A 12,603-nucleotide genomic window follows, 5' to 3' on the forward strand; every position below is an offset into this window, starting at 1 on the left:
TCTATCCCTCCTTCTGAGAAGTCAGTTTCTCCAGTAGATATTTTAACCTTTCGTCATCCGATACGGGTGTTCCCTGCTCTATGGATTGCAGAAACGCGATTACAAGATCCGAGAGCCTGTTGAAATCAAACCTGTCTGCATGCCTGAATCTGGCGAGCCTCAGAGAAAACTTCCAGTTCACGTCTTGAATCTCCGCGACCAGTTCTCTCAAAAGTTCCTCCATGGTAGGTTCTTCTTCAGCGAGAAAATACTGGAAAGTTCTCGTCAAAACGATTGTGGAGGCGATCATCACAGAGCTACCGTAAAACGCGGAGACGAATTTCACGGCGTTTTCTTCCATTTTGAAGATATCAGGGGATTCGAACATGATACCAAGGATCACTTCGAGCATTTCTGAAAAGTCCAGTGTTGTATCGTAAAACGGAAATTCCCCTTCTCTGAGTTTCTCTATTCGCCTTTTCACATCCTCGTCTTCTGAATCGATTTCTTCCGAAAGAGCAACAACATCGATGGTACCCTCGAAAAAGTAATCTTTCAGCCATTCGAATTCCTCGTAAGAGGGGATCACCACATCCTTTTCTGCGAGTGAGATCATGAATTCGGCTCTATCTTTCAGCTCACCTGAGATTTCCGAGAGGATGGATATGGCTTTCTCCTTCTCAAAGTGAAGCAGGATCGTTCCATAGTTGTACTTCAGAATCTCCTCTTCTTTATGCCTGCGGTAAGCATCCTCAAAGACCTCGAGGGCTTCTTCGTACAGCCCGAGTGTTTTGAGGAGGAGCCCGTATTCGTTGGCTACCATGGGATCATCAGGGTTTTTTTCATAAAGTCTCTTTAAGATTTCGAGAGCTTCGAAGAGCTTTCCGAGTTTTATGAGAGTGTAAGAGAGATTGTACTCCACATGATCTTTTCGTTCTATTTCCAGAGCCTTTTTTGAAGAACTTCTCTGCTTCTTTGAATCGTTGGAGCTGATTGTAGATAACTCCCAGTCTTTCGTAAACTTCAACAAAATTGGAGTCTTTCTCAAGGATTCTCCTGTATTCTTCGATCGCTTCTTCGAGTCTTCCTTCTTCCAGAAGGAGATCTCCTTTCTTGAGGAGTGGTAAGAGAAACTCTTTGTTGACTTCGTAGGCTTTTTCGTAGAAGAGAAGACTGTCTTCGATCTCATTTTTCTCTTTGAGTATGCCTGCGAGTTCAAAATATGCTGGTGCGAAACGGTCGTTCATCGAAATGGCAAGCCTCATTTCGATTTCTGCTTCTCCGAGCTCTCCTCTGTGTTTCAGGAGAAGTCCGCGGTAGAAATGATAGCGGTAGTCGTACTGAACTTCCTTGGCTTTTTCCAGGATTTTCTCGGCTTCGTCGAGCTTTCCTTCGCGCAGGAGCTGTTTGAATTTCTCGTAGAGGAAGAACACATAGTAGGATCTGTAGTATTCATCCTTTGTGAGCTCGTACTGGGCTTCCAGACCCCTCAATATGACATCAAGGGGTATCCTGTCTTCTTCCAGTACCTTCGGGAGATCTTCAGCGAGGACAGGGAGTTTCACTGGAAGATTATTCTGTTTCGCTTTTTCTGGAGCCAGCGGAAGATAGACGATTGCCTTTATATTTCCACCTCTCATTGTAGAAGCATCAAATAAGGATAGTGGGGCTGTTTTCCTTCGTAGATTTCAAGATCGAGATTTGGAAATTCTTCTCCTATGAGTTTTTGAATATTTTTGAGTTCTGGTTTTCTGTAATTGTCTCCCAGAAAAACCGTCAGAATCTCTTTTTCGTGTGCGTTTTCCTTTTCCAGGGCTTCTTTCAAGACCTTCACGAGACTGAACCCGTGGGACACGAGCTCCTTTCTGACAAACAGCAGATACTCACCTTTCCTTATTCGTCTGTTTCCGTATCTGGAATCTCTCACTGCCTTTGTAACGGAGATGGGAACACACTGGGAGATGGCTTCTTCAAACCTCTTTAGAAGGTCTTCCGGTTCCGCGTCGGGATCGTACTCCACCATGGCGGCCACACACTCTTGAACGAAGGAAGTTGGAACAACGATCACTCTTCTATCGTCGAACGCATCCGCTACTTGTTTTGCTGTGAGAAGGACGTTTGCGTTGTTCGGGAACAAAAAGACATTCCTGGCGTGTGTCTGTTCCACGGCCGCTTTCAGATCGGCAAAGCTGGGATTCATGGTCTGACCGCCAGGCACTATCACGTCCACTCCAAGGCTCTTCAGTATATCTGAGATACCCTTTCCGGGAGAAACAGCAACAACCCCGATTTCCTTTGTGGGCTGTGTAGAAATCACGTGTTCGTGCTGAAGCTTCATGTTGTCTATTTTCACCTTCACTATTTCTCCGAATTCAATGATTTTTTCCAGTACCTGACCTGGATGATTCGTGTGAACGTGCAGTTTTATCAGGTCATCCTGTTCGACAAGGACAACAGAGTCACCGATCTCGTTGAGGAAAGCTTCGAGTTCGCTTTTTTCAACCACCTGGTTCCTTTTGACTGCCACTTCCGTGCAGTAGCGGTTCGTTATCTCTTCAAAGGCCATCCTCTGGAGCTCTTCAACGGAGGCCTGTTCTACCTCTTCCAGATTAACTTGTATGTTTCCCTTTATGGCATCCCTCATACCTTCGAATATGTAATAGAGGCCTTTCGCACCGGCATCTACTACACCGGCTTCTCTGAGTTTTTGAAGCATGTGTGGGGTTCGGTTCACAGTGTCTTTCACTGTTTCGACGATCCAGTCGAAGAGTTCCTCGAAAGTTTCAAAATTCTTGTTTTGTAGCTGTTCATCCAGAACTTTCACAACCGTCAGCATCGTTCCTTCAACAGGTCTTATGACGGCGCTGTAAGCGACTTTTCTAGCGTTTGAGATCATTTTTACGAAATCCGCTGGTGTGATGTACTCTCTAGGAGAAGCGTCCGCCATTCCCCTCAGAATCTGGGACAGTATCACCCCGGAGTTTCCCCGGGCTCCCATCAGTGCGCCTTCTTTTACGGCTCTCCATACTTCAAGGAGATCGTCGCTTTTAACGTTGTCTATGTACTTGCACGCTTCCAGCATGGTGGAACACATGTTGGATCCTGTATCTCCGTCTGGAACGGGAAACACGTTCAGGGCGTTTACTTCATCTCTGTGTTTTAATAGATTTTCAGTTGCCTTCTTTATGATGATCTTGAGAAATCTTCCCGTGATCTTTTTCAAAGTCTCTACCTCCGTTTCACCTGATACCTACTACATGGACTGTTATGTTCAGCTTCTCACAACCCGCAAGAGTCTTCAGCTTGTGAGCCACGTTGTCCGCTATGTTCTTGGCGACTTCCCTGATGTTCACTCCGTATTCCACTTCGATGTACACATCAACGTTGAGGGAAGAATCTTCCAGTTCCTCGATTTTAATGCCCCTGTCTCCTCCAAAGATCCTCTCAAAGAAGGAACGAGAATCTCCCAGCCCTACCGTTCCATAACTCTCCAGAGTTGCAAAGTACACGATTTTTTTCAGTGCGTTGAGTGTGATTTCGAGTTCCCCATTTTCCAGCATGATCCTCATACTTTCCCCTCCCTACTTCTGGCCTTAATATATGTTAGCACAGTTTTTGTGAGTCCCTCCGAATCCAGCCCCAGCATGCTGAGAAGTTCCTTTCTACTCCCATGGGGAACGAAGATATCTTCGACACCTAAATTAACGATCTTTCCCTGCCATCCCATTTCTTGAAGTCTCTGAGCAACGAAGGATCCAAAACCACCGATTTTCATGGCTTCTTCAACGGTGATAATGAGATCGTGTTCCCTGGCGATTTCTTTTAAAACGGTCGTGTCCAGCGGTTTCACCGTGAGAGCGTTCACCACAGTCACATCGAGAGGTATCTTCAAAACTTCGTTCAAAATGGTGCCGGTCGCTATTATCGCGGCTTCCCTTCCTCTCTTCAATATCTTCCAGCCAAGGTCGATCTCTTTCATGTTCTCCAGGAGGGATTTGACTTCACCGTAGAAGGACTCTTTGGGATAGCGAATGGCAACGGGACCATCGAGGTGCTTTAGAACGGTGTACAGTGAACTCACGAACTCCTCAGGAGAAGACGGAGAAATGATCTTCATGTTCGGGACTGAAAGCAGGTAATTCATGTCGAACAAGCCGTGGTGTGTGGGACCGTCTTCTCCCACCACACCGGATCTGTCGATCGCAAAGAGAACGGGAGCGTTCTGCAAAGCCACATCGTGAATGATCTGATCGTACGCTCTCTGCAGGAAGGTGGAGTATATGGCGACCACAGGCTTCATTCCGTGAAGACCGAGAGCGGCTCCAAAGGTTACGCAGGTCTGCTCTGTTATTCCAAGATCGAAGAAGCGATCGGGATGTTCTCTCTGGAATATGGAAAGTCCTGTTCCGTCGGCCATCGCAGCCGTTATGGCGACGATTTTCTTGTCTTCTCTCGCTATTCCTGAGAGGGTGTGTCCCAGCAGATCGCTGTAGGAGAGCATTTTCGGTTTTCCAGATGGTGAAGCGCTGTGGTACTTCGTGGGATCTTTTTCCGCGGCGGTGAACCCTTTTCCTTTTTTGGTTACCACGTGGACGACCGATGAATAATCGTAGTCTCTGATCCGCTTGAAAACTTTCTCCAGTAACTCTATGTTGTGACCGTCGAAAGGACCAAAATATTTCAAACCGAGGGATTCAAAGAAGTTGGTTCCCTGTATCATTCCTTTGAGACTGTCTCTCAGATACTTCATTTCTTCTTCGACTTCGAACCCGATCTCTGTTTTTTCGAGAACTTTCTTCAGGACTTTTTTTCCTTTCAGGTAGATTGGACTGGTTCTCAATTTTGAGAGGTGATAGGCGAGCCCACCTACGTTTGGCGAGATGGACATGCCGTTGTCGTTCAGTATGATCTTCATCTTCGAGTTGATATTCTTCAGCTGGTTCAGTGCCTCGAGTGCCATGCCGGAGGTGAGTGCACCATCACCGATGACGACCACAACGTGCCTTTTCTCTCCGAGCAGCTCGAATGCTTTTTCGAAACCAAGGCCCGCGGCTATGGAGGTTCCGGCGTGGCCCGTTCCAAACCAGTCGAGTGGAGATTCTCTTCTCGTCACAAAACCACTGAGACCGCCGAAGGTTCTTATCGTGTGAAACAGTTCATCGCGACCGGTGAGAATTTTGTGTGTGTAAGCCTGGTGGCCAGTGTCCCAGATAATAGCATCTTCCCTCGGGTCGAAGACCCTGTAGAGGGCGAGGGTCAATTCTATTGTTCCGAGATTCGATGCGAGGTGTCCCCCGTTCTTCAAGACAACTTCTGTGATCTTCTTTCGGATGTCTTCTGCCAGTCTTTTCAGCTCATCGTAGCTCATTCTCTTGATCTCGTCCAGAAGCATCTATCTCACCTTCCAGCTCTTTCATCACGTCTATGATCTTCAGCCTGTTTTGCTGAAGAATCTCTTTGCACTTTCTGTAGAGCTCCACTCCGCGTTCAAAGAGTTTGATGGATTCTTCGAGTGGAAGATCCTCGTTTTCCAGTCTGTTTACGATTTCCTCCAGTTCTTTCATCATTTCCTCGAAATTCACCCTATCACCTGCGCTTTCTTCGTTCCATCCTTGAAAACAAGCGACACTACATCTCCTCGTTTCAGATCGGAAGATTCTTTGACGATCTCTCCTTCTTTTTTCACCAGGACGAACCCTCTTTCGAGAGGTCTCAACGGGTTCAAACTTTCGAGCATTCTGCCGAGACTTTCGAGTTTCTCTTGATCTTGTTCAAAACAATCCATGAGTTTCTTTCTCAACTTTGCGGCCAATTCTTTGACCCTTTCTATTTTAAATTCGTTTAGCTCGAGTTTTCTTCGTCCGATCATTCTGAGGCGAAAATAAAGAGTCTCCAATCTTCTCTCTTCCATATCGAATCTGTTCGACAGGGAAGCTATCAACTTTTCGAGGAATGAATCAAGGTCTTCGTGTATTTCACTCGCATCCGGTATCACATACTCGGCGGCACCCGTTGGGGTGTGCATCGATACATCTGCCACGAAGTCCGCTATCACACGGTCTATTTCGTGTCCTATCCCCGTTACAACGGGATGTCGAAGCTTGAGGATCTCACGAATCACATCCTCTTCGTTGAAGACCCAGAGGTCCTCCTTGGAACCACCGCCTCTCACGATCATAACGAGATCGAGATCGTATTCGTTTGCTTTTCGCAGGGCTTTTATGAGCTCCTCTCTTGCAGAATCACCCTGAACGGAGGTGTGGAAGACGTAAATTTCGATTGGGGCCTTTCTTTCTCTGGCAGTTCTTATCACATCCTGCAGGGCGGCGGAGTCTCGAGAGGTGATGATGCCGATTTTCCTGGGAAATCTGGGAACGGTTTTCTTTGGTCTGGAGAGGAGGCCTTCCTCAAGGAGTTTCTTCAGGGTGGTTTCGAACTTTATCTGATACATACCAGCTTGATCCAGGTATCTCACGTTCGAGCAGATGAATCTGTAGGTTCCATGAGGAATGTAAACACTGACACTTCCCTCAACAAGGGCCATTCTACCTTCCTGAAGGCGAATTCCCATGTTGTCTCCGCCGAATATCACACACTCCAGCCTGGCGTTTTCCTCGACTAAAGAGAAAAAATATGCCCCTTCCTGGGGCGCACACCGGAAATCTCACCGTAAACGCTCACGTTGGTGAGATAAGGATCTCCTTCTATCAGGTCTTTTATGTACTCGTTTATCTCTGTGACAGAATAAGTGTAATCTTTCATTTCCTTTGTCTCTCCGCCGCTCTCACAACGTGTTCGAACAGGAGTGCGGTTGTTACCTGTCCCACACCCCCTGGAACGGGAGTCACTCTGGCGATTTCTTCAACCGATGGATCGACATCTCCCTGGAGTTTTCCGTCCACGTAATTTATCCCCACGTCTATCACGATAGCTCCTTCTTTTACCATGTTCTTCTTCAGAAAGTGTGCTCTACCGACGGCTACCACCACGATGTCACTGTTTTTTGTTATCTCTTCGAGGTTCACCGTTCTGGAGTGACAAACCGTGACGGTTGCGTCCCTTCCCTTCTTCAAGAGCATCAAAGCGAGAGGCTTCCCAACGGTGACACTCCTTCCAACAACGGTGACTCTTTTCCCAGAAAGGTTTGTCTCTCTTTCGAGTATTCTCACAGCGGCTTCGGCCGTGCATGGAGGAAAGATCTCTTCGTCGTAAAGAAGAAGTCCGAGGTTTGCAGGATTCACACCTTCAACATCTTTTTCAACGGGAACTGAGGAAAGGATTTCTTTCTCGTCAAAACTTGGAGGAAAAGGCCTTGCAACGAAAACCCCATTCACACTTTCATCCGATCCGAGTTTTTTCAGCGTGGAAACTATCTCCTCTGGAGAAACGTTCAGTATTTCAAAGGCTATTCCGAGTTTCTCAGCTTTTTTTCTCTGAGATTTCAGATAAGAAAGGGCCGATGGATCATCTGTACACGCAACGCTGACCAGTTTGGGAGTGAAACCGAGCTTTTCTACTCTCTCTTTCGTTCTTTCCTCTATACTTCGAGCTATTGTCCTACAGTCGATCCACACGGTGTGACCTCCTTCACGAAACACCTACTATGTTACCGCTGTCGTCTACGTCCATGTTCAGGGCGTTCGGCCTTTCTGGAAGACCGGGCATCAGATTTATGTCTCCTGAAAGCGCAACGACAAAGCCTGCCCCGGCGGAAACGAAGAGGTCGCTGACAACGAACGTGTATCCTTCGGGTGCACCTCTGAGAGACGGATCGTGGGAAATGGACTTTGGAGTTTTGGCAACGATCACGGGAAGCTCATCAAAACCGTGTTTTTTAATGAATTTGAGGGCATTTTTTGCAGTATCGGAAAACTCCACTCTTCCCGCTCTGTAGATCTCCTTTGCGAGAATCTCTATCTTCTTTTCCACAGGATCGTTCATTTCGTAGAGATAAACCGGTTTTACGTCCTTCACAGCTTCTGTCACGGCTTTTGCGAGTTCGACACCACCTTCGCTGCCCTTTTCAAAAACCTCACTGACTGCTACCCTCACACCGAGTTTTTCGCACTCTTTCACCACGTAGGCTATTTCCTTTTCTGTGTCCGTGATGAACCTGTTCAGCGCTACCACGACGGGTAGATTGAATTTCCTCAGGTTTTCCAAGTGTACCCTGAGATTTTTGAATCCTTCTTTGAGGGCTTCCAGGTTTTCCTCGTGTATGTTTTTGAGGTCCGCACCACCGTGGTATTTCAGTGCTCGTACTGTGGCCACAAGAACGGCCGCGTTCGGATAAAAACCACCGACACGGGAAACAAAGTCGATGAATTTTTCGGCACCGAGGTCTGCTCCAAAACCCGCTTCCGTGACCGTGTATTCGGAGAGCTTCATGGCCATCTTCGTCGCTATGATGGAATTGGTGCCGTGCGCGATGTTGGCGAAAGGTCCGCAGTGTATGAGCGCTGGAGTTCCTTCGGTTGTCTGAACAAGGTTGGGATTTATGGCATCTTTCAAAAGAACGGCCATGGCCCCCTGAATTCCAAGATCAGAGACCCTGACGATTTTCCTGTCAGTGTTGAGCGCTACGATTATTTTTCCAAGTCTTTCTTTCAGGTCCTTCATGTTCTCGGACAGAGCAAGAACGGCCATCACTTCGGAAGCGGCCGTGATGATGAAACTGTCTTCTCTTGGAAATCCGTTCGCTGAGCCTCCAAGACCGATCACTATGCTTCTCAAAGCACGGTCGTTCATGTCCATGGTTCGCTTCCAAAATACTCTTGTTATGTCTATCTTGAGCTCGTTGCCGTGTTTTATGTGCGAATCCAGAACGGCCGCCAGCAGATTGTGGGCGGAGGCCACGGCGTGCATGTCTCCGGTGAAATGAAGGTTTATCTCATCAGAAGGAAGAACCCTCGACCTGCCACCTCCTGTTGCACCGCCTTTCAATCCAAGGGTGGGGCCGAGGGAAGGCTCTCTCAGAGTAACTATCGATTTCTTACCGATTCTGTTCAGAGACATGGAAAGTCCTATGCTGGTGGTAGTTTTTCCTTCACCTGCAGGGGTAGGAGTAACTGCCGTTACGAGGATCAGTTTCCCATCTTCACGATTTTCAAGGCTTTTCAAGAATCTGTGGTCTATCTTCGCTATGTAGTGGCCGTAAGGATAGAGAACGTCGTCTTTCAATCCCAACTGATCGGCGATCTCTTTGATCGGTTTCAAAATTATCACCTTCAAAGTTCGAATTTTTCTTTTGGAGCGTGTTCTTTGGCGATTCTGTCCAGTATTCCGTTGACGAATTTTCCACTGTTCTCCGTGCCGTATCTCTTGGCTATTTCTATGGCTTCATCGATGGTCACTTCTATGGGGATGTCCTTTTCGAAGAGCAGTTCATAAGTGGCGAGTCTCAGAACGTTTCTGTCCACAGCTGATAGTCGGTTTAAAGACCACTTTTCTAGGTATCGGGAAATGAGATTGTCTATCATGGGAAGGTTTTCTTTTATACCTCTTATGTAGCGCCTGGCATCTTCCTTTGCCTTTTTATCGTAGGTTTCATCCAGAATTTCCTCGAGAATTTGTTCAAGATCTTCGTCTCTTCTGAATTCATGCTGAAACAGGGCTTTGAAGACAGCAAGCCTCATTCTTCGCCTCGGTGTTTTCATGTCTGGATCTCCTTTCCAGATTTTATTCTTTCTTTTCTTCATCCTCCTTGATTTCTTCTGGTTCTTCTTCCAGCTCCTCTTCTTTCTCAAAGACGTTCTCCACCGTGACGTTGATGGATTCCACTTTCATGGATGTCATCATTTCGACGTCGTGTTTGACTTTTTCGGTGAGTTTGGAAACGTATTCCGGAATCGACTCACCGTAGGGTACATCGATTTTGAACTCGATCACAAGGCTGTCATCGGGGTTTCTGGTAACATCGAGGCTCTTCCTGATCTTCTTGATAACCTTTGAACTCACATCCCCCAAAAACTCTTCGATGCTTCTGATTGCGATTTCTTTTATCACTCCGTCGGATATTTCGATGTTCTTGTATTCTTCCGCCATGAGGATCCCCCCTTTTTATGCTCTTCCAACGTACTCCCCTGTTCTCGTATCAACTTTTATTTTATCACCAACTTCGATAAAGTAAGGTACAGTGATCTTCAGTCCAGTTTCGAGGACTGCTGGTTTTCCTCCCCCGGAAACAGTATCACCTTTGAAGGAAGGTTCTGTCTCTACCACTGTCAGTTCAACGGTGGTTGGAAGCTCGATTCCTATGGGTGTTCCTTCGTGAAATACAAGGTCCACTTCCATGTTTTCGACCAGGTAGTATTTTGCATCGCCTATTTCCTCTTCACTGAGAGCGTACTGCTCGTAGTCATCAAGTGTCATGAAATAATAGTGATCTCCGTCTCTGTAAAGATACTGGGCTTTTCTGAAAGAGAGTTCTGCTTCCGGTACCTTATCACCGCTTGGAAAGTTCACTTCCCTTACGAGTCCTGTTTTCACGTTCTTGAGTTTTGTCCTGATGAGTCCGCTCCCTCTTCCCATGAAGTGTTTGCTCGCCTCGAGGACTCTGTATATTTCTCCATCGTAGATGATGAACATACCCTTTTTCAGGTCACCCACTTCTATCATGTGAACACCTCCTTACAACAAAATCTACGAGGGGATTTTCTCCCCTCGTAGAATTTTATCATAATCGATTTTTTCAGAGCATTTCTCTGAGTCTGGAAATTATTCCTTCCTTATCCAGACCATATAATTTGTAGAGCATTTCGTAACTGCCGGACACAGCGAACTCTGGAACACCTACTCTCACGTACTTCTTCGGGATGATGCCGTTTTCAAGAAGGGTGGTTCCGAGGTAACTTCCAAGCCCGGTGAAAACGTTGTGATCTTCCACAACGAGAACGGGTTTTCCATCGACCATCTTCAAGGTCTCTATATCGAGATCCACCGGACAGGAGACGTTCAGAACTGCTACGTTTACTCCTTCTTTCTTGAGTTCGTCTGCAGCGCTTACGGCTTCACAGAGTGTGGAACCGTAAGTTATTATCACCGCGTCGTCTCCGTTTCTAACGACATCGATCTTTCCGTATTCGAAGGTGTAACCCTCTCCGAAGAAAGGTTTCCCGTTTTCATCGAGGATGATGGGAAGCTTCGACCTTCCCATGGCGATCACAAAGTTTCCGTACTCCTTCGCGGCGTACCTCACAGCTCTGTCTGTTTGGTTGGGATCACCGGGGACGATCACTTTGAAACCGTACCAGTTCATCGGCCCGGAAACGTAGTCGATTCCGTGGTGAGTCTTTCCGTCCTCTCCCACGTTGAGTCCACAGTGTGTGACAACGACTTTGAGGTTCGTTCCATTGATGGCGTTCAACCTGTGCTGGTTGTAGGTTTCAGAAATTCCAAAAACACCAAAATCAGCGAAGAACGTGATAACACCCTCTGCGGAGAGTGCCCCAGCCATAGCGGCGGCGTTGTGTTCTTGAACACCCACTTCCAAGAGTCTCTCAGGGAACTCTTTGTCGAGCAGATCGAGTTTGACCGATCCCTTCAGGTCGCAGTCCACAGCGACGATGGGAGTGGCTTCTGGATTGTTCGCGTTCTTCTTCACCAGATCCAGAAGGGCTTTTCCGAACGCACCTCTGTTGTCGGTCGGTGAGGTGTAGGTGATGGGCTCTCCCGTGTCGATCTTGATCGGGTAAGTCTTGTAAACTTTCTTGTGCTTTTCCATTGGAAGTTGTTTTCTTTTTTCGATGTACACATCCACATCGTTTTCGATGCCGAGTTCAGCGAGGGCCTTTTCGAGTTCTTCTCTGTTCAGGGGCTTTCCATGGTATTTAACCTCGTTTTCCATGAAGGATACGCCTTTTCCCATGACCGTTTTAGCGAGTATGGCAACGGGATTCAGTTCGTCTTCTACCGCTTCTTTCAGTGCGAGATAGATCTGTTCGTAGTCGTGTCCGTCGATCTCGATGACCCTCCAGCCGTCCGCTAAGTAGTTTTCCTTTATGTTCACGGGCATGACGTCTCTGGCACGGCCGCTGATCTGGGCGTCGTTGTAGTCGATGATCACCGTGAGATTCGTGACACCGTACTTTTTCGCCACTCTTCTTGCCTCCGCCACCTGTCCTTTTGCCTGTTCTGCGTCACTCATGAGAACAAAGACGTGGTAATCTTTTCCTGTGAACCTGGATGCGAGGGCAAAACCGAGTCCGGCTGAAAGACCCTGACCGAGGTTTCCGGTTGTCCAGTCGATGATCCCAACACCTCGGGTCACGTGTCCTTCAAAAACGGAAGCGTGGTGCCTGAATCCCGTGAGGACTTCATCGAGCTCGACAAATCCTAAACGAGCCATAGCTGCGTAAACCCCCGGAGAAGTGTGACCGTGGCTGATCACGATTCTGTCTCTTGCGGGATCATCGACGGGTCTGAGTTTTGCGTACTTGAAGACGGTAAGATAAAGATCGATCGAAGACATGGAGCCTCCAGGATGGCCTGAGTCAGCTATGTAGGTCATTTTCAGTATGTCGCCACGGCAGAGCCTTCCGAGTTCTTTCAACTCTTTGAGTTCGCTTTCTGGAAGCTTTTCATAGGGAAACCTTTCCATCGTTAAACCTCACCTCCCGCAAATGG

General features: G+C 47.4%; 12 protein-coding genes and 1 pseudogene. All 13 read right to left on the minus strand.

Annotation, left to right across the window (positions count from 1 at the left end; all coding sequences use genetic code 11):
• Nucleotide 1: 1 nt before the first annotated feature.
• Nucleotides 2–901, minus strand: coding sequence for a hypothetical protein (locus CELL2_RS09580; protein ID WP_241208628.1), 900 nt, complete (start codon nucleotides 899–901; stop codon nucleotides 2–4).
• Nucleotides 822–1,619 carry a tetratricopeptide repeat protein gene (locus CELL2_RS09585; RefSeq protein ID WP_241208629.1) on the minus strand — a complete coding sequence of 266 codons (798 nt, stop codon included), beginning with the start codon at nucleotides 1,617–1,619 and terminating at the stop codon, nucleotides 822–824. Before CELL2_RS09585 ends, CELL2_RS09580 begins: the two co-directional genes overlap by 80 nt.
• Nucleotides 1,616–3,202 (minus strand): DAK2 domain-containing protein, encoded by a 1,587-nt coding sequence (locus CELL2_RS05260; protein ID WP_038033098.1) that lies wholly within the window; start codon nucleotides 3,200–3,202, stop codon nucleotides 1,616–1,618. The genes CELL2_RS09585 and CELL2_RS05260 overlap by 4 nt, the downstream gene beginning before the upstream one ends.
• A 16-nt stretch (nucleotides 3,203–3,218) precedes the next feature.
• Entirely contained in the window at nucleotides 3,219–3,548 is a 330-nt protein-coding gene (locus CELL2_RS05265; protein ID WP_004082317.1) for an Asp23/Gls24 family envelope stress response protein, read from the minus strand.
• Nucleotides 3,545–5,371: a 1-deoxy-D-xylulose-5-phosphate synthase gene (gene dxs / locus CELL2_RS05270; RefSeq protein WP_038033096.1), complete on the minus strand. Its 1,827-nt coding sequence runs from the start codon at nucleotides 5,369–5,371 to the stop codon at nucleotides 3,545–3,547. Before dxs ends, CELL2_RS05265 begins: the two co-directional genes overlap by 4 nt.
• A complete protein-coding gene (locus CELL2_RS05275) occupies nucleotides 5,334–5,561 on the minus strand; it encodes an exodeoxyribonuclease VII small subunit (protein ID WP_008194462.1) in 228 nt (75 codons plus the stop codon). Before CELL2_RS05275 ends, dxs begins: the two co-directional genes overlap by 38 nt.
• Nucleotides 5,558–6,741, minus strand: a pseudogene (xseA, locus tag CELL2_RS05280) (exodeoxyribonuclease VII large subunit). The gene CELL2_RS05275 and the pseudogene xseA overlap by 4 nt, the downstream one beginning before the upstream one ends.
• The gene (locus CELL2_RS05285; RefSeq protein WP_012310914.1) at nucleotides 6,738–7,553 is read right to left on the minus strand and encodes a bifunctional 5,10-methylenetetrahydrofolate dehydrogenase/5,10-methenyltetrahydrofolate cyclohydrolase; all 816 of its coding nucleotides are present in this window, start codon (nucleotides 7,551–7,553) and stop codon (nucleotides 6,738–6,740) included. Before CELL2_RS05285 ends, xseA begins: the two are co-directional and overlap by 4 nt.
• 13 nt (nucleotides 7,554–7,566) lie before the next feature.
• Nucleotides 7,567–9,195 carry a formate--tetrahydrofolate ligase gene (locus CELL2_RS05290; protein ID WP_011943601.1) on the minus strand — a complete coding sequence of 543 codons (1,629 nt, stop codon included), beginning with the start codon at nucleotides 9,193–9,195 and terminating at the stop codon, nucleotides 7,567–7,569.
• A gap of 11 nt (nucleotides 9,196–9,206) precedes the next feature.
• A complete protein-coding gene (nusB, locus tag CELL2_RS05295) occupies nucleotides 9,207–9,635 on the minus strand; it encodes a transcription antitermination factor NusB (protein WP_012310916.1) in 429 nt (142 codons plus the stop codon).
• Nucleotides 9,636–9,657: 22 nt separating this feature from the next.
• Nucleotides 9,658–10,023: an Asp23/Gls24 family envelope stress response protein gene (locus tag CELL2_RS05300; RefSeq protein ID WP_011943599.1), complete on the minus strand. Its 366-nt coding sequence runs from the start codon at nucleotides 10,021–10,023 to the stop codon at nucleotides 9,658–9,660.
• A gap of 15 nt (nucleotides 10,024–10,038) precedes the next feature.
• Nucleotides 10,039–10,596 carry an elongation factor P gene (gene efp, locus CELL2_RS05305; protein ID WP_011943598.1) on the minus strand — a complete coding sequence of 186 codons (558 nt, stop codon included), beginning with the start codon at nucleotides 10,594–10,596 and terminating at the stop codon, nucleotides 10,039–10,041.
• 73 nt (nucleotides 10,597–10,669) lie between these two features.
• The gene (locus CELL2_RS05310; RefSeq protein ID WP_011943597.1) at nucleotides 10,670–12,577 is read right to left on the minus strand and encodes a transketolase; all 1,908 of its coding nucleotides are present in this window, start codon (nucleotides 12,575–12,577) and stop codon (nucleotides 10,670–10,672) included.
• Nucleotides 12,578–12,603 lie beyond the last annotated feature (26 nt).

Source organism: Thermotoga sp. Cell2 (genome assembly GCF_000789375.1).
In the GTDB taxonomy this organism is placed as follows: domain Bacteria; phylum Thermotogota; class Thermotogae; order Thermotogales; family Thermotogaceae; genus Thermotoga; species Thermotoga petrophila.